We start from the raw sequence: 17,758 nt of genomic DNA on the forward strand, positions 1-17,758 counted from the left end.
CCCCGGACAGATATTCTGCCGGGTGGCAGGCTAACAAATGGAGATTACCGAAGACAAAAGAAGAAAAAACACACCGTTAGGCAAATAAGGGGAGGACATTTAAAATGATCGAAATTAAAGTACCTGAGCTTGCAGAATCTATTACTGAAGGAACTATCTCACAATGGCTTATCAACGTAGGCGACAAAGTTGAGAAAGGTGGCAGCGTTGTTGAGCTTGAAACTGATAAAGTCAATGTAGAAATCATTGCAGAAGATTCAGGTATTGTATCGAAGTTACTAGGCGAACCTGGGGATACAGTTGAAGTTGGCGCAACTATCGCAATTTTAGATGCAAACGGAGCACCAGTTGCAGTAAGTACACCTGCACCAGTGGCTGAGCAACCCAAACAAGAAACAACTGAAGCACCGAAAGCTGCGGCTCCAACTACTGAGCAAGCTGCAACTTTACAAGGTTTACCAAATACGAACCGTCCTATCGCATCACCAGCTGCTAGAAAAATGGCTCGTGAATTAGGAATCGACTTAAATGACGTACGCAGCACAGATCCACTTGGACGTGTGAGACCACACGATGTACAAGCTCATGCTGCAGCACCAAAAGAAGCACCAGCTGCTCCAAAAAGTCCAGCTCCTGCTCCAGTTGCAAAAACGGAATTTGAAAAACCAGTTGAGCGCGTGAAAATGTCCCGCCGCCGTCAAACAATTGCAAAACGCCTTGTAGAAGTTCAACAAACATCTGCAATGTTAACAACATTTAACGAAGTTGATATGACTGCAATCATGGAATTACGTAAAGAGCGTAAAGACGCTTTCGAGAAAAAACATGATGTACGTCTTGGTTTCATGTCATTCTTCACAAAAGCTGTTGTTGCAGCATTAAAACAATTCCCATTATTAAATGCTGAAATTCAAGGCGACGAGCTTATCATTAAAAAATTCTATGATATCGGTATTGCAGTAGCAGCTCCAGATGGATTAGTTGTTCCAGTTGTACGCGATGCTAACCAATTAAACTTCGCTGAAATCGAAAGCGAAATTCGTAATTTAGGTATGAAAGCACGTGACAACAAACTTTCGTTAAAAGAACTACAAGGTGGTACATTCACAATTACAAACGGTGGTGTGTTCGGTTCTCTTATGTCAACACCGATCCTAAACAGCCCACAAGTTGGTATTTTAGGAATGCACAAAATCCAAGTACGTCCAGTTGCAATTGATGCAGAACGTATGGAAAACCGTCCAATGATGTACATCGCTTTATCTTACGATCACCGTATTGTTGATGGTAAAGAAGCAGTTAGCTTCCTTGTTGCTGTTAAAGATATGCTTGAAGATCCAAAATCATTATTATTAGAAGGTTGATAGATTAATAATCTATTACAGGCTGTAGAATGAATCATTCTACAGCCTTTTTTTATCCCGCTTTAATGGGCAGTAAGACCCCCACCTCAAAATTCAGCGAAAGCAACGAAGTTAGGTGGGGGTCGGGCTGCCCATTAAAGTCCGATTGGTTCAACTAATAATCAGTGGGGGATGAAGACCCCCCCACTGATTAAAGTTTCACTTTATTGCGTTCATACGGGACAAATTTCATAACATAAGCTAATAATGTATGCTTAAAACGTAAGGAGGATTAAAATGAGTAACCTTCCAATTGATGCAAAGCTTAAAGCTAATAAGGATACTTTCTTCCTCCCCGACTCAAACGGGGGTGTCTATTTTCGAAATAACGCCAGTTCGTTTCGTATGGACGGTGATGGAATTTACAACTGGATTGAAAAATTAATGCCAATGTTTGACGGTAATTACTCTTTAGCAGAAATAACCGATGGTCTCCCTCTCCCCTATCAAAATCGTGTATTTGAAATCGGAGAGATTTTATATGAAAATGGTTTCGTTCGGGATGTCAGTCAAGATGCACCTCATGAATTAAATAGCGCATTACTTGATAGATACGCTTCACAAATTGAATTTTTAGAAGCTGATTCTCATTCAGGTGCTCTAAAATTCGAAACGTACCGCGAGGCAAACGTCCTTATAATTGGTTCTGGAGATATGCTTACTTCCTTAGTTTCTTCTTTATTAGAATCAGGATTACCTACCTTTCATTACCTTGTTACAGATTATGAGGAAACAAATTACGACCGCATTCATGAGCTAGTAGAACTTGCAAATGAAGTTGATGATACTGTACTTGTTCAAGAAATTGATACGACAATCGATCGTCCCCTGCATGAAGTGTTCGAGCCTTTCGACTGGATTTTGTACGTTTCTCAAAATGGAGATATTGAAGGTTTAAGAGCAGTTCACACGATTTGTAGAGAAATAGGAAAGAACTTCATACCAGCCGTCTGTTTATCAGCACTTGGTATAGCTGGTCCTATCGTAACAGCTAATCATGAAGAATGCTGGGAGTCCGCATGGCACCGGCTACATGAAACGACTTTACAAAATGAACATTCATCAGCATCCTTTTCACCACTTCCATCTGCAATGTTAGCAAATGTAATCGTATTTGAATTACTTAAGCATGTCGCTGATGATTCTTACCGAGAAAAAGAACCACAATTCTTTTTATTAAATTACGAAACACTCGAAGGAGCATGGCATCCTTTTATAAAACATCCTCTCGCAACTGATGAAAGTTTTACAATTGATACGATAGAAAATCTTTCTGAAAAACTTGAGCATCGGTCCAACCAACATACCTCAACTGATTTATTCCGTTTTTTCGACTCATTAACTTCTAAAGAAGCTGGTTTATTCCATGTATGGGATGAACAAGATCTATATCAATTACCGTTATCACAATGCAATATTCAAGTAGCTACTCCACTATCAGATGGCCCTGCTTCCCTCCTGCCTCTTATGACTTGTGGTGGTTTGACTCATAATGAAGCACGCCGAGAAGCTGGTTTAGCAGGAATTGAAACTTATGTCGCGGAAATTATGCACCGCCTTATTCCTGAACATAATGATATCGGTATTGGCGCTGGAGAAACGATGACAGAAGGTGTATACCGGGCGCTACAACAACATTTAAATAATAAATTATATGAGCGACAGTCACATATGCTAGAAGAAATTACGACGGTCGACTTAACCGAAATTCATGATAAACATTGTAGATTTTATTACGATGCTCTCGCTACAATTCATGAAACACCTAAAATAGCAGTAAGTGAAGAGATTCTCAGCTTTCCAGTCGTTTGGATCGGTATAAATGATCGATGGTACGGCGCATCTAATATTAATACAACATTAGCGTTACGAAACGCACTACAACTATCCCTTCTTCATATTCAAAATGAAGAGACTCCATACAGAGCTAATATCTTGCCGGAATCCTCTATTATTTTATATGACACGGATTCTTTTAGGTTAGAAATACAAGCGGAAGAAGAGATTCCAAGCACGCAATCTGTACAGCTTGCCTTGCAACATTTAGAAGAACATAATTTTTATCCATTCGTTTTTGATTTGGCTATTGAACCATTTTTGAAAGAAAATTTAGATGGTGTGTACGGGGTATTAATTGCAAAGGAGGACAGTCTATGACTCAAAATATATTACTTATAGGAGATGGCTTACTTGCAAACTATGTACATGATCAACTATGCAAACAATATTCTATCATTCGTCAACATAGCCTTACAGAAGAACTCCCTGAAAATATTCATCTCGCTCTCGTACTATATGATGGCTCCCCTTCTTCTATTCATCATGATGCCGAGCTAATGTTTCGATCGAATCATATTCCATGGCTACGTGCATTCACTTCATTTGGTGAAGGTATTATCGGTCCTTACATTCATCCTCTTGCAACTGGCTGTTCCAACTGCTCTGATGGACGCCGGTTTATCGCTGGCTTTGATCAACAAGAAATGTGGGAACTACAACGGAAATATGCGTTAAAAGCAGACAATGTCACAAGGCGTGATGTACGCGCCACCCAAAATGGTATGTTACAAATGTGCCATCTTATTCGTGCAGAAACAGAGAAAATATTAACTCATCACCATTCTTCTTTAGAAAATGAACTCATTTTACTAAACTTACAAACACTGCAATGTTCGCGGCATTATTTTCTTCCCGATCCGCTCTGCCCTGTATGTAGCAATTTGCCTGATGATACAGCAGATGCAGCAACGATTTCGTTACAACCGAGCTTAAAAACAAGCGAAGCAACTTATCGCTGCCGTTCCATTCATGAACTAAACACATTTTTAACGAGAGATTACTTAGATTACCGGGTCGGTATGTTAAACGGAAAAATGCAGCATTCTTTATTACCATTTGCTGACGTTATTATAAACATGCCATTAATGTTTGGAAATGAAGGTGTCGCAGGCCGAACTCATTCATTCGCAATAAGTGAAGCAACTGCTATTTTAGAAGGTTTAGAACGATATTGTGGTATGTCACCTCGAGGAAAAAAGACAAATGTACACGGCAGTTTTCGTGAGTTAGAGGATCATGCACTGAATCCCCTCTCACTCGGTGTACATACCAATGAACATTACAATCGCGATAGTTTTCCATTTAAGCCGTTTAATCCTGATTATGAGCAAAACTGGGTATGGGGATATTCTTTATCACAAAACAGACCGCTTTTAGTTCCTGAATCAATTGCTTATTATAGCCTCGGTCATCGAGATGCTTACGTATATGAAACATCAAATGGGTGTGCTATTGGTGGTAGTTTAGAAGAAGCAATTTTTCACGGCATTTTAGAAATTGTAGAGCGTGACGCCTTTTTGCTCACTTGGTATGCGGAATTACCTCTCCCCCGCCTTGACCTTAGTTCAGCAAATGATACGGAATTACAATTAATGATTCAGCGGCTGTACACGATTACTGGATATGAGTTACATGCTTTTAACGCAACGATGGAACACGGTATCCCAAGCTTATGGGTAATTGCGAAAAATACGCGTGAAAATGGAATGAACGTTGTTTGTGCGGGAGGCTCTCATTTAGACCCTGTCCGCGCTTTAAAGAGTGCCATCCATGAAATAGCAGGCATGTTACTAATAACAGACGATGAACTCGAACAAAAAAGAGAGCACTACGAAAACTGCTTACAAGACCCTTATCTCGTAAATAAAATGGAAGACCATAGTATGCTGTACGGATTGAAAGAAGCGGAAGAACGTCTTCACTTCCTTTTACGTGACGATGCACCGGTGCAATCGTTCCAAGAAATGAACGGGTTACAATCATTTGATCTAGATTTAACATCCGATCTTCATCAACTTTTAAACCGTCTACAGCAAGCTGGACTTGAAGTAATCGTTGTAGATCAAACCGTACCTCTTATAGAAAAAAACGGATTACATTGTGTAAAAGTCATTATTCCAGGCATGCTACCGATGACGTTCGGTCACCATCTCACTCGTGTTACAGGACTAGATAGAGTGTATACCGTACCGATGACGCTTGGATATAGCGCTGAGCCTTTAACGAATGAACAATTAAATCCACATCCGCACCCGTTTCCATAGTAAAGGAGGGGATTCTATGCAGCTGGATACTTTTTTACATCATCTTCATTTTTCGATCGATGAAATTATGCCGAATCATGAAGTGGACTGGGAAGATGCACCGCTTCCTTATAAATTATATAGAAATGTACCTGTCATCCCTCTCCCTTTAGAAATCCCATTATCTTTACCTAACTCTTCTACTACACCTACTTTGAAGGAGATTGGTCATTACCTTTGGGCCTCATTTGGTTTAACACAATTATGTCAGCTAAATAGCGAAAAAATTTTATTCCGAAGATCTATCCCTTCAGGTGGCGCTTTATATCCGAATGAATTGTATATATATTTAAAGATTGACGATTATCCAGACGGTCTTTACCATTACGACGCTGCGCACCACCGACTTATTTTACTTCGCGAAGGAAATTTCGATTCTTATCTTTCGGAAGCACTCGGCAATCGTTGTAACATACAGTCTTGTTTCGGTGCTACATTCGTATCCACTATGTTTTGGAAAAACTACTTTAAATACAATAATTTTTCATATCGGCTTCAAGGATTAGATAGTGGTGTTCTCATCGGACAATTACTTGCATGTGCCAAACAATTCGGTTACACAAATGGCGTATATTTTCAGTTTCTAGACCGTGCAATCAATCATTTACTCGGACTGTCAGAAGGCGAAGAAAGCGTGTATGCTGTTGTTCCTTTAAGTACAGAGCCTCAAAATAATTGGTTTCACAATGATGATCATCATAATAACACGGTTACTTCTCATGAATTACTGCAGCAAATTCCGCCGTTAGCACACGAACATTTCGTTCGATCAAAGCAAGTAGATAAGCATCCTAGGATAACAAAAATAAATGAAGCTTCTATGATTGAATCGACAGCACACTTCCGAACACTACATCATGAAGAGCACTATCAACATCATGCGCACGCTATACAGTTGCCGCAAGTAGAACGGTTATCATATGATTTCTTACAACTTTGTAAAGAACGGTATTCCCCTGATGCTGACTTCACTGTAACGAAATGGGATGCAGCAGGGCTCGCTACTTTACTACAAGAAGCGAGCCTCTCCTTCCCTTACTACAACGACCTTGATGGTCAGTATGTAAATGCAAATGCGCGAGTCTCCTTATATGGATGCTTTTATAACGTAAAAGATATAGAAAACGGCGCTTATGCTTACAACAGTAAAACTCATTCCATACAACCACTTCGATATGGAGACCTTCGTTATCCCCTTCAATCGAGTATGACGATGGATAACGTAAATCTTTTTCAAGTACCGCTTTGCCTACATGTGGTCGGAAAGAAAGATTACTATACAAATGCATTAGGCTATAGAGGATATCGCATTCACCAAATGGAAGCTGGTATACTCGTTCATAGACTCGTTTTCGCCGCAACCGCGATGGGAATGGGCGGGCATCCATTACTAAGTTTTGATACAAATTCATGTGATCAGTTATACGGGATAGATGTCGGGAATGAAACGTCTCTCATTCAAATTCCTGTCGGGGCGTATCGAGCACGGAATTGGTTAAAAGGGGATTTACGTAATTAGAAGCACGCCGATGGACGGCGTGCTTTTTTTAAAGGACTTAATTTATAAAAAGCGAAATGAGTATATATTCTTACATAAAAGGAGAGCTTAACTTGAGTATTTTACAACGATTAATCCAGCAGGCAAAAAATCCTCGCGGGACAATTGGTTCTTCCATGCTTTGTATTATGAACAGTGCACATACGAGACTAACAAATTGGGCATTACAGAAAGTACATATAAAGAAAGATGCAATCATATTAGATATCGGCTGTGGCGGAGGTAAAACAATACATACTCTTTCAAAACGAATTCCGTTTGGTAAAATATACGGAATTGATTACTCCGGTCAAGCTGTAAAAAATTCTATACAGACGAATATAAAAGATGTTCAAAACCAAAAAGTCATTGTTCAACAAGCCAGTGTCTCTTCTATTCCCTATCATACGAACTTCTTCGATCTCATTACCGCTTTTCAAACACACTACTTTTGGCCTGATGTGGAACAAGATATAAACGAAGTATTTCGCGTCTTACAACCGAACGGATCCTTTTTATTAGTGGCCGAGACTTTCAAAATTCAATATCATATGGAGAAATGTAAAACGAATGAAGAATTAATAAACTTATTTTATAAAACAGGGTTTAAAAGTGTGAAATGTTACGAAGAAAGAGGATGCCTTTGTGTGATAGGAAACAAATAAAAAAGCAGGCCCTTTGAGGCCTGCTTTTTTACTAGATTAACTTAAAAATACTCTTAATTTGTCTCGCAAATAACCAATTTTTCGTACCGTAGTTATCATTTAAACTATCTAAATTGATAGATTGTCCGTTAGCAAACTTTAATTCTAACGTTGTATTTTTGTCATTTGTTTTTAAGTTACTATTTGTAATCGCATCATACTTTAATTTTTCAATTTCAACATATTCATCTTTTTCTTGTCCGATCACGACATGGTCTTGGAAGAAGAACAATACTTCTACTTTCTTACCGAAACAAAATACGTTTTTCGTATAAATTAATGTCGCATTATCAAGTCCGACGCATACTTCTTTCATCTCTTCCACAACATGTCCAAAGTCTTCTTCTTGTCTTGCGTTTGATTCAGCAATCCATTCTTCGATTGTTTTCATGTTAATTGCCATACTGTGCCCCCTGGTTCGTTCATTGCTTTATTAAAAATAAATACTATATGAAAATATAAGCGATAAGTACTATGTTTTCAAGGGTGAACGGTATATTCGCAATAAAGTGAAACTTTAATCAGTGGGGGTTTTGTTCATCCCCCACTGATTATTAGCCTTCACCAATCGGACGTTAACGGACAGTTGATCTCCCACCTAACTTCTTTGCCCCAACTGAATTTTGAGGTGGGAGTTTTACTGTCCGTTAACGCGGGATAAAGTTAAATTTCAAAGTAATATACTAGGAGCATCGATTTCATTATATTTTAAACGTTTGAACGAGACATTCTTCATCATCGATTAACTGTGTTTTCTCATCAAATTCGATGTTTAGCTCCCTATATACTTTCTTCCAAAAAGAAACTGCTGGTACATTTTTCACAAGTTCGATAACGAAATACTGTCCTCGTTTCTCTTTTAATACATTCTCAATAACTCTTTTACCGATTCCTTTCCCCTTGTACTGATTCAATATGAAAATGTCATTTATGCCAAAGTCGTTTTCCTTCTTCAAAAACGGGCGTTCCAGTAGTAATAAAAATCCTACAATCTCATTATCACTTTTAATAAAATACGGAGTGATTCCGTCATTTTGCCAAAACATGTGCAAATCTTCGTATTCAAAAAATCCATTTGCCCCAATCTTTATATTAGGAGTGAATGTCGAGAGGTCATGAAGATATAGTGCGTACAAATTACGTAATATTTCTTTTTCTGATTCTTGAACTGTTTGAAGTGTTACAAACATTTTTAATGATCCCCTTCCCTATATGTAACTGTTTCCCCCCTCTTTATTATTCGCTACAAAAGTTTACCTACCTTTGCAAAAAAATAGCACTTAAAAAGTGCTATTCCGCTCGCCTTGCCGCTTGCTGAATTGGATCCCAAACGCTGTTATATGGTGGTGCGTAACTTAGGTCAACATCTTCTAACTCGTGAATGCTCATTTTATTGAAAAGTGCCATTGCGATCACATCAATTCGTTTATCTACACCTTCTTCTCCAATTACTTGTCCGCCTAATAATTGTTTCGTGTCAGAGCGATATAGTAATTTCAAATAAAGTGGTTTCGCATTTGGATAATAGCCCGCCATATTTGTAGAATCTACTTTGACCGTTTTATACGGAATATGTAGTCCTTTTGCTTCTTTTTCATTTAAGCCTGTTCTTGCGAGCGTCAAATCCATAAATTTAATAATACCTGTTCCTAACGTACCTTTAAATGCTCTTCGTTTATCCAGCATATTTAGTCCAGCAAGTCGCCCTTGTTTATTGGCAGTCGTTCCAATTGGAATATGGTCATGAATTTCTTTTATAACGTGGTAATGCGTCGCGCAATCACCAGCTGCATATACGTCCTGCACATTCGTTTGCATATATGCATTTACTTCAATTGCCCCTTTATAATTTGTACGTATATTTGTTCCTTCAAGAAAATGAGTATTTGGCTTCACTCCAACCGACACTAAAACAAGATCTGCTTTATACGTTCCTTTGTCCGTTTCAATTTGTTCCACTCTTTCATTTCCTTTAAATGCTTTTACATTTTCATTCGTTAAAATTTCAATATGATGTTTACCTGCTTCTTTATGTATATATTCAGCCATATCTGCATCGTAAATCGTACCGATATGATCATTTCTCTCAATCATTCTTACTTTCTTACCCAGTTCGACGAATGTTTCTGCCATCTCCAGTCCTATCGCACCGCCGCCAATAATGGTTACATCCTCAACTTTATTCGTTTCCAGCGTTTTTAATATGCGCTCAGCATCTGGAATTGTTTTTAAAAGATGAATGCCTTGCAAATCTCGACCTTCCCATTCTGGCATAACAGGACGCACTCCAGTCGCAATTAATAATCGATCGTACGGAAATTCAAAAACATCTTTCGTCTTCGTATGCTCTGCGTACACGATTTTCTTTTCCGTATCTACTTTCGTTACTTCATGTCGTACTTTCGCATCAATTCCATATTTATCACGAAACGTCTTTACATTACGCGCAATTAATTTTTCCGTTGAAGCGATAGCACCACTAATGACATACGGTAGTCCACACTGCGCGTACGAATAAATTTCACCTTTTTCTAACGTCACAACATTTGCAGTTTCATCGTTTCTAACAATTTGCATCGCTGCACTCATACCAGCTGCATCTCCGCCAATAATGACATAGTTCACTTTACCACTCCTTCTTTTTTACATACTCTTTACGTTTTCCATATTTTATAGAAATAACACCTACTTCCATTGTAAAGAAAGAAAATTTCATCTTCAAATTTAGTGCACAAACCTATGCCTGAATAGGTAGCCGTCGTGTCTTATAAACAACATGTTTAATATGCTATAACAGTAGCTATGGAAAGTAGGTGAAACATATATGTGCGCTGGCCTTCTCGTCCAGCTTCCAGAGGAACCGATAGAACCGAGACCCGCCCTTCCGCTTGAACAAGAGTTTTCCATTAACACAACTTTATACAGTGCTCGTGCTTGGCTATCTGACAATGACACTTTCTCACAAACTATTTGGAAAGCGACTCGCTTCGCTTCTGCATCACACGCTGCCAAATCGATTTTCCCAGTCGGTACTGTTAAAATTGTAAATTTTTCTGAGGATACAATAACAGTTACTATATCATCAGAATCAGATGATGCTCTCAACATAATCGTTCCTCCTCGTTCCGAAGCTGCTTTAACGTCTAGCTCCTTATCTGATGTGCAAGCAAGTACGTCAGGAGGGGCAAGTAAAGTCACATTCCTCTTTCATATCTTTTTCTCAAGGGATCCTGGTCCAGCTAAAAAAACATAGAAAAGGTACAGTTATGCACTGTACCTTTTTCACGTGTTTTATTCTCTTGATTTGATTAGTTCCACATTATAAGACTCAATATCCGTTAACGTTCCTGAAAAATACGGATTTTCTCTATACCAAGTCTGTTTTGAAAAGTACGCTTGCATATCTTTCGTTTGAAAAATATGTCCATGTCTTGCGTATATTTCGTTTCTCGCTATTTTCAATTGTTCTTTCGATACATATGTTAAGTCCGTACTCGTTAACTTTCGAATATCACTATCCGGGAAGATGAAACCATTATATACATACCGAGTCGTGGGCGGAGGAGTAACATTATAAACAACTGTTTTTTCTGTGCTTTTCTTTTGGAATGGAAGATTATAAGACGGAAGTGCCGTTACCGTTTCTACCTTCGTCGTTTCCCTTCCATTTTCTCCATTTCGTTCTAAATAAATCGTCGTACTTCCATCAGTTGCTACCGGTCCCCACGTAATTTCTTCTCCCGCTAGCGCTGTAACTGGTTTTTGATTCACGTACAATGTTGCACCAGGTGCGTTCGTTTGCACTGTAATATATTTCCCTTGCAACGTTAAATCTATCGTTACGTTATTTTGACCTTGTTTCATAAGTACAACCTTTTCTTCACGTGATAGTTTCACATAGTCATTTTTATATTCTGCTTGAAACACTTGAGTCCCTGGAAGAAACGGTCCATATTGCTTCTCAAACTTTTTGTCATCTGTTTTATCAATTTCTTTTCCGTTCATTTTTAAAGATGTACCTTTTTCATTTGAAAGCAACGTCGTATAGTACGTCTTCGCTTTCAATTTATACCGATCAAATAAAAAGAAATACTTCCCATCTTTCGTTAACGAAAAATCTGCTCTTTCGATTCCGTCCCCTCGTTTTTCACCTTGCCTCAAATAGTCCTTCAATTCATTCACGTAAGATGGATTTTCTTTTATATACGAAAATAGTGGCATTAAACCCTCTCTCGTTACAATAACTGATGGATCATCTGCCGTGACGATTTCAGCTAACTTCTCCCCGTCCCGCTCTTGTACAATAGTAATCATCCGATCTACTTGCGCAGCCTGCGTATAATACGACGATCCATATACATACAAACCGGCAATCGCTATAACAAGTAGTGCTAAAAGTGTAATGCCAACTTTTGTACCGCTGCTCATTTTCTTCTTTATTACAGGTTTTTCCCTCTTCTTACCGCAGTTTTGACAAAATTGCACATCGTCTTCAAACTGAGTCCCACACTTTGTACATACATTCATCCATTCAACCACCTTTTCTTTAGAGGCCAGTTAATCCCTGTGTAAAGGTTTGAATTATCGTGTTTATGTAAGACCAAAACACGATAAACGTTGCAATTCCGATGAAAACATTTGCAATAAAAAGAGTGTAAACAAGATCTAATCCACCGTTATCTAGTTTTACTGTAGCTACAATAATACTAATTCCCACATACGTTGTAGCCAGCCCTAATAAGATTGGTAAGAAAAAGATTAATAAAAAGCTAAAAAGAAACGAAAGAACTAATATCGCAATAGCTGGCGTCGCTATCGTTCCCCATATACCGAATACTTCAAGAAACGAAAAAGATGATTTCATCATTTTCCCACTTACAAAAATAATAAATCCGACAAATAAAGTTAAAATTAGTAAAAATAAAAAGACCTTTATAGACTCCCCAAAGAAAGAAGGCGTAGATACATCCGGTGCAAATGTTCTTGTAACATTCGCCGCTGCGCTCATTATTCTATAAAAAATACACGCTCCTAAAAAACAAATAAGTACAAGGTTTGTAATTCCATTTCGCACTTCAATATTGCCGCTTTTCATAATCGCCGTCGGTGCTTGTAATGCGTGTTTAAAGAATTGAAAATAGCCACTCGCAAATCGCTTCGCTTGCTCTACCGTTTCATTTGGTCGATTTTCCTTTACTTGTGCTACGCGTGCTTGTTGCTCACCTTCTTCCTGTGCATCACTCGCTACTACTTCCTCCGTCAACGAATGTCCACAATTCCCGCAAAACTTTGCCTCTGCTGCATTTTCCGTCTGACACGCCGGACATTTCATTCTCTCATCCCTCCTTGAGCATATACCATATAGGGTGTTACAAATTCAATATATGACTTTGGACATAAAACATGACTACAAGAACAAGATTATGAAATCCTTCTTTCAAAAGAAAATATATATGCTAGCAATCTTGAAAAATAATGCTATTATGAAACAGAACAAATAACATTTTTAACAGATTGGATGAAAGACAATGGAATTGGTAAACTCAATTTTTCAAATACTCCTTACAAGCGTAATCCAATTATTTTCTTTAATTGGCGTTATCATTGTAATTGGATTTCTATTAGGCTATTTAGAATCTCTCACACGCATGTATTGGTCAAGAGCTTTCGGAAGAAAAGGATTCCTTTTAACGGCGTGGATTGGTGTCCCGATTCACGAACTTGGACATGCCATTATGTGTGTACTATTTCGTCATAAGATTGTAGCAACGCAGTTTTTCCCAACAGATACAAGTCAGGGTGCTTTAGGCTACGTACAACATCAATACAATCAAAAAAGTGTATATCAACGAATTGGGAACTTCTTCATTGGAATCGGTCCTATTATTTCTGGTATTACTGCGTTAATCCTTTTAATGCGCTATTTCGTGCCAAATTCATATTTCTTATTTAATACAACTCTCGAAAAAACAATTGCTTCTACTTCTATTAATATAGAAATGGTTCAAAACATGCTCTTGTCGACGTTTGTATTATTGAAAAGCTTATTTACAATAAATAATTTATTGAATCCTTCCTTTTGGCTATTTTTATTTATCGCTATTTGTATTTCTGCACATATCGCTTTAAGTAAACCAGATATTAAAGGATCAATAGACGGTGTGATCGTCATGTTTATCGTATTATTTTTATTCAACATAATCGCAGGACTATTTCAATACGACAGTAATCAGCTCATTGGCAAAGTGATGAAGTATAATATGTACCTCATTGCGTTTTCTAGTGTGGCACTGCTGTTCTCTTGCCTTTCTACACTTGTTAGTTTTGGGTTTTATAAAATAAGAGGAGGGCGTTCGTTTTGAACGCCCTCTTCTCCTCAATTATCCCTTTTATAATCACAATGCTCAACCGGCACACGAGCATGTCCTTCTTCATCCGTACACCATGACTGCGACTGAAAGGCAAGAAAAATACCAATCCATTCTTCTTTCTTTTCAAAGTGAATGAGTATACCTCCGTCTTGCCATATACCATTATCACCTTTCCATTTCTCTACATTCCCTTGATTCATATGAATATCGTGTATACCGTTTCCTGGTTCGAAATGAAAATAAGAATCGGGTGTATTTTCTTCTGGTCCCCATCTTTCACCGAACGCGTAAATAATTGCTTTTTCTTCTTTCGCTCGTTTTATATAATGTTCTATTTTTTCATTTAAGTCATTATCAACTCCTGCTTTTTCAGCAGGTAAAGGAATCATTTGCTTCGAATCAAATACATTACCTCTTACGTAGTCTAAAGCTACTTTCGGCTCATTATTTTTAACTTCTGTAAAACCGAATGGTAATGTCGGTAAAATGTGAATCGCCTCTGACCGAATATCGGTACTCGCAAAATATAAAACTTCTGACGGATAACTTTGCGATTTCACGTTAATTGCAATACGATAATCTACTTCTGCTTCGCCTTGTAAATGAACTTGATAATGAGGCGTTTTCCCTTTTCCAATCTTAGATTGTATAACTGTACCTTTTAACACACCGTAGTTTTTTAGGGGCATACATTTCATCTCCTATTCATTTAGTAGAAGCTTTTCATATTTAAAACATTATTCAATCATAAAAAAAATCCTCCTATGTTAGGAGGATTTTTAATTTCTCAACATATACCAAACAATAACCTCTACTACTACGAGCAAAATCGCACCAAAAATCATTAACGTTGTTTTCTTTAATAATTCATTTTCACGATAAGGGATGTTACATAAATAAGCACCTAATGTAATACGTGACGGGCAAGCAATTGTCGCTACTGATGATGCAGTGTTTTGCAGTGTTGCGACGTATTGCCACGGGAGTGCTACGTTCTGCGCCGTTTGCATTTGTAGTTTTATAAACATCGCATTTGATCCGGCGTTACTACCTGTTAAAAAGCCACCGATTCCACCGATAAACGGAGCAACGAAAACGAAAAATGTACCGAATGTTTCACCAGCTGTTTTTGCCAGTAATGAATGCATGCCAGATGCACCCATTAGTTCTGAAATGGCGATAAACATTGTCGTTGTAATTGCAAATGGAATCCATTGCTTTATCGTTTGCAAGAGTGATTGTTTAATAATATGAGATGGAATGCGGAAGAAAATAATAGTAAATAAGCAAGTCATACCGAGCCAAAATCCTGGTGAATATAGCATTTCTAATTTATAAGAGTATGATTTTAAATCAAGGACTGCATATGATCTGAATACATCATGTAATGCTGGTACGAGGCGAGAAAGTAAAATACAAACAGTTAAGAATATATAAGGGCTAATTATTTTTATAATAGATACTTCTCTCTCCGTTGCCGCAGCATGTTCTGTCATTACATTTTGCTCACTTTTTCCTTTTAATTTAATGATAAGAAAGCCAAATGTAATTGTAACGATAGAACTTAATATACCTGCTAGTTCAACACTTACGTATGCGTTAGAAAGATAGATTCCGAGAGAGAATAATAGAAAGAAACCGAATCCTTCTTTCCACTTTTCCATAACGGCCTGCCAGCCACCAACAACGTGTAAAGAAAGAATGACGAAATAAGCAAACATCGGAATGCTTAGTAGTGCCGTATTTGTGCCAAGTGTTGTAAGCGGCATATTTATAAGCTGCGAACCGATAATCGTACCAGTTGCCATTGCGCCCCATGAACTAGCTAGTAAACCAATAAATGAAAGTAGTACAGCTTGAAACGGTTTATAGCCTAATGATAGAAAGATAGGTGCTGCAACCATAAAGCCAATTCCGAATCCACTTACCGATTCAATTAGCGGACAAATACCAAAACACATAAGAAGCATTTGTAATAAACGATCGTGCGTCACTTCTTCTAAAAAACGCGCTACTTGATCGATGTACCCCATTTTATTCATGAGGTGAAATAAAAAAATACCGAAAAACAAAACGTACCCGACAATAAAACAAATTAACCAACCTTTAATCGTTGCGTGCACAGTTTCACTTATCCCTAATCGAAACATTGGCGAGAGTAAAACGATTCCAACAGACACAACGTAAGCAATTAAAGAGGACCGTAATGACGTTTGTTTAAATAAAAATAAACAAATGAAAATCATCATAATTGGGATAAGTGCCAACAATATGGCCATGTTATCATCTCTTTTCATTAAAAATACAATTTTTAACTATTATATAACAGATGTCATAATTTTCAATTGTTTTTACAACAGATTTAATAAAGGAGCCAAATGACTCCTTTCACTCCCATTTTCTTTTATCCTGAAAAACGCTCTGCTGTCCGACTATTTTGTCTAACACAACAAACACAATATAAGCACATATTACTTGCAATACAACATTTCCAAATTTCATTAATTCAAATGAATGGATCCAGAGAAATAATTCATTTAATAATACAATCGAAACGATACTAAATAGTTCTATACTAATCGAAAATATACATATTTCTAAAATAGATTGCTCTTGAATGCGACTTAAGTTGGAAAAGATGAATACATATCCTAAAAATAGAGCCATCAACTCTATTTTCGTCACGCTAATGAGCCAAGCGTATAGTGGTACAGTTAAAAGAAGATATAGTAGTTTTCGTCTTAGCATGCTTTCTCACCCTCGAAATTATATGTATTTTCTGTATATTTTAACATTTATTACGCAAAACAAAAAGAAGAGACTTACGCCTCTTCTTTTTGTTTTGTTGCCTGTATTAATTCACATATTTCTTCTCGCTTTTCATTTTCTAACAGCTCAATAACTTTACTTCCAACAACTACTCCATCACATATTGTAATCATTTCTTCTACATGTTCCTTTGTTGAAATACCGAACCCTGCCACTACCGGTAAATGTGTATGTGATTTTACTTTTTCTAAGTAACTATGAATCTCACCTTTAAAGTTTTGACGTACTCCTGTTACGCCCGCTACTGTAACGGCGTAGACGAATCCTTCTGATTCACTCGTAATTTTTTCGATTCGCTCAATTGGGCTCGTTACTGTAACGAGTGGAATTAGCGCAATGTTTGCCTCTCGAAGTAACGGAGCAATAATATTTTGTTCTTCATACGGTAAATCCGGAACGATCATACCGTCTACCCCTGCTTCTATACAGTTTTCGATGAATCTTTCTTTTCCGAATGCGAGTACTGGATTTAAATATGTCATGAGTACGAATGGAATTTGTACTTCTTTTCTTACCTCTACTAATGCTTGAAAAATGCCTTTTACTGTTACACCGCTATCTAGCGCTCGTTTCCCTGCTCTTTGAATCGTTGGACCGTCTGCGACTGGATCTGAAAACGGAATACCGATTTCAACGATGCTTGCTCCTGCTTCATCTAAAAAACGAATTCTTTCTTTTAATTTTTCAAGGCCACCATCTCCGCCCATTACGTACGGAATAAATGCTTTTTTACCATTTTCAAACGCTGCTGTAATTTTTTCTACTCCCATTT

At 37.7% G+C, this 17,758-nt stretch carries 16 protein-coding genes; 7 read left to right on the forward strand and 9 right to left on the reverse strand.

The features are described 5' to 3' along the window. Window positions 1–104 precede the first annotated feature (104 nt). From odhB to MR115_RS17725, 5 genes are all read left to right on the forward strand, one after another. Window positions 105–1,364 (forward strand): 2-oxoglutarate dehydrogenase complex dihydrolipoyllysine-residue succinyltransferase, encoded by a 1,260-nt coding sequence (gene odhB, locus MR115_RS17705; protein WP_073517495.1) that lies wholly within the window; start codon window positions 105–107, stop codon window positions 1,362–1,364. A 276-nt stretch (window positions 1,365–1,640) separates the two neighbouring features. Then, window positions 1,641–3,560 carry a putative thiazole-containing bacteriocin maturation protein gene (locus MR115_RS17710; RefSeq protein ID WP_242242170.1) on the forward strand — a complete coding sequence of 640 codons (1,920 nt, stop codon included), beginning with the start codon at window positions 1,641–1,643 and terminating at the stop codon, window positions 3,558–3,560. Continuing rightward, on the forward strand, window positions 3,557–5,506 hold the full coding sequence (locus tag MR115_RS17715; protein WP_242242171.1) for a TOMM precursor leader peptide-binding protein: 1,950 nt from the start codon (window positions 3,557–3,559) through the stop codon (window positions 5,504–5,506). Before MR115_RS17710 ends, MR115_RS17715 begins: the two co-directional genes overlap by 4 nt. 16 nt (window positions 5,507–5,522) lie before the next feature. Then, a complete protein-coding gene (locus MR115_RS17720; RefSeq protein ID WP_242242172.1) occupies window positions 5,523–7,064 on the forward strand; it encodes a SagB family peptide dehydrogenase in 1,542 nt (513 codons plus the stop codon). Between the two features lie 92 nt (window positions 7,065–7,156). After that, the gene (locus MR115_RS17725) at window positions 7,157–7,747 is read left to right on the forward strand and encodes a class I SAM-dependent methyltransferase (protein ID WP_098586036.1); all 591 of its coding nucleotides are present in this window, start codon (window positions 7,157–7,159) and stop codon (window positions 7,745–7,747) included. A gap of 31 nt (window positions 7,748–7,778) precedes the next feature. Here MR115_RS17725 and MR115_RS17730 read toward each other — a convergent pair whose 3' ends face one another. The 3 genes from MR115_RS17730 to MR115_RS17740 all read right to left on the reverse strand — a co-directional run bounded on the left by MR115_RS17730 (window position 7,779) and on the right by MR115_RS17740 (window position 10,411). After that, window positions 7,779–8,189, reverse strand: coding sequence for a DUF3908 family protein (locus MR115_RS17730; protein ID WP_060489405.1), 411 nt, complete (start codon window positions 8,187–8,189; stop codon window positions 7,779–7,781). A gap of 298 nt (window positions 8,190–8,487) precedes the next feature. Then, on the reverse strand, window positions 8,488–8,976 hold the full coding sequence (locus MR115_RS17735) for a GNAT family N-acetyltransferase (RefSeq protein WP_242242173.1): 489 nt from the start codon (window positions 8,974–8,976) through the stop codon (window positions 8,488–8,490). A gap of 100 nt (window positions 8,977–9,076) precedes the next feature. After that, complete coding sequence (locus MR115_RS17740; RefSeq protein ID WP_242242174.1) at window positions 9,077–10,411, reverse strand: FAD-dependent oxidoreductase; 1,335 nt, start codon at window positions 10,409–10,411, stop codon at window positions 9,077–9,079. 199 nt (window positions 10,412–10,610) lie between these two features. On the opposite strand from MR115_RS17740, the gene MR115_RS17745 reads away from it, so the two are divergent. Continuing rightward, the gene (locus tag MR115_RS17745; RefSeq protein WP_242242175.1) at window positions 10,611–11,039 is read left to right on the forward strand and encodes a hypothetical protein; all 429 of its coding nucleotides are present in this window, start codon (window positions 10,611–10,613) and stop codon (window positions 11,037–11,039) included. Window positions 11,040–11,077: 38 nt separating this feature from the next. Here the strand turns inward: MR115_RS17745 and MR115_RS17750 are convergent, their stop codons facing one another. Together MR115_RS17750 and MR115_RS17755 are read right to left on the reverse strand one after the other, a co-directional pair. Beyond that, complete coding sequence (locus MR115_RS17750) at window positions 11,078–12,313, reverse strand: TcaA 3rd/4th domain-containing protein (RefSeq protein ID WP_242242176.1); 1,236 nt, start codon at window positions 12,311–12,313, stop codon at window positions 11,078–11,080. Window positions 12,314–12,332: 19 nt separating this feature from the next. Beyond that, the gene (locus MR115_RS17755) at window positions 12,333–13,118 is read right to left on the reverse strand and encodes a zinc ribbon domain-containing protein (protein WP_242242177.1); all 786 of its coding nucleotides are present in this window, start codon (window positions 13,116–13,118) and stop codon (window positions 12,333–12,335) included. A 196-nt stretch (window positions 13,119–13,314) separates the two neighbouring features. Here MR115_RS17755 and MR115_RS17760 point away from each other — a divergent pair, with 196 nt between their 5' ends. Next, entirely contained in the window at window positions 13,315–14,148 is an 834-nt protein-coding gene (locus tag MR115_RS17760) for a hypothetical protein (protein ID WP_242242178.1), read from the forward strand. Window positions 14,149–14,162: 14 nt separating this feature from the next. On the opposite strand, the gene MR115_RS17765 is transcribed toward MR115_RS17760, so the two are convergent. The 4 genes from MR115_RS17765 to trpA all read right to left on the reverse strand — a co-directional run bounded on the left by MR115_RS17765 (window position 14,163) and on the right by trpA (window position 17,756). Then, complete coding sequence (locus tag MR115_RS17765; protein ID WP_242242179.1) at window positions 14,163–14,846, reverse strand: DUF2278 family protein; 684 nt, start codon at window positions 14,844–14,846, stop codon at window positions 14,163–14,165. A gap of 90 nt (window positions 14,847–14,936) precedes the next feature. Beyond that, the gene (locus MR115_RS17770) at window positions 14,937–16,436 is read right to left on the reverse strand and encodes an L-lactate permease (RefSeq protein WP_242242180.1); all 1,500 of its coding nucleotides are present in this window, start codon (window positions 16,434–16,436) and stop codon (window positions 14,937–14,939) included. A gap of 109 nt (window positions 16,437–16,545) precedes the next feature. Continuing rightward, the gene (locus tag MR115_RS17775) at window positions 16,546–16,905 is read right to left on the reverse strand and encodes a DUF4029 domain-containing protein (protein ID WP_242242181.1); all 360 of its coding nucleotides are present in this window, start codon (window positions 16,903–16,905) and stop codon (window positions 16,546–16,548) included. A gap of 74 nt (window positions 16,906–16,979) precedes the next feature. After that, on the reverse strand, window positions 16,980–17,756 hold the full coding sequence (gene trpA, locus MR115_RS17780; protein WP_242242182.1) for a tryptophan synthase subunit alpha: 777 nt from the start codon (window positions 17,754–17,756) through the stop codon (window positions 16,980–16,982). Window positions 17,757–17,758: the final 2 nt, after the last annotated feature.

Source organism: Bacillus cereus group sp. BfR-BA-01309, assembly GCF_022664315.1.
Classification (GTDB): Bacteria; Bacillota; Bacilli; order Bacillales; family Bacillaceae_G; genus Bacillus_A; species Bacillus_A mobilis.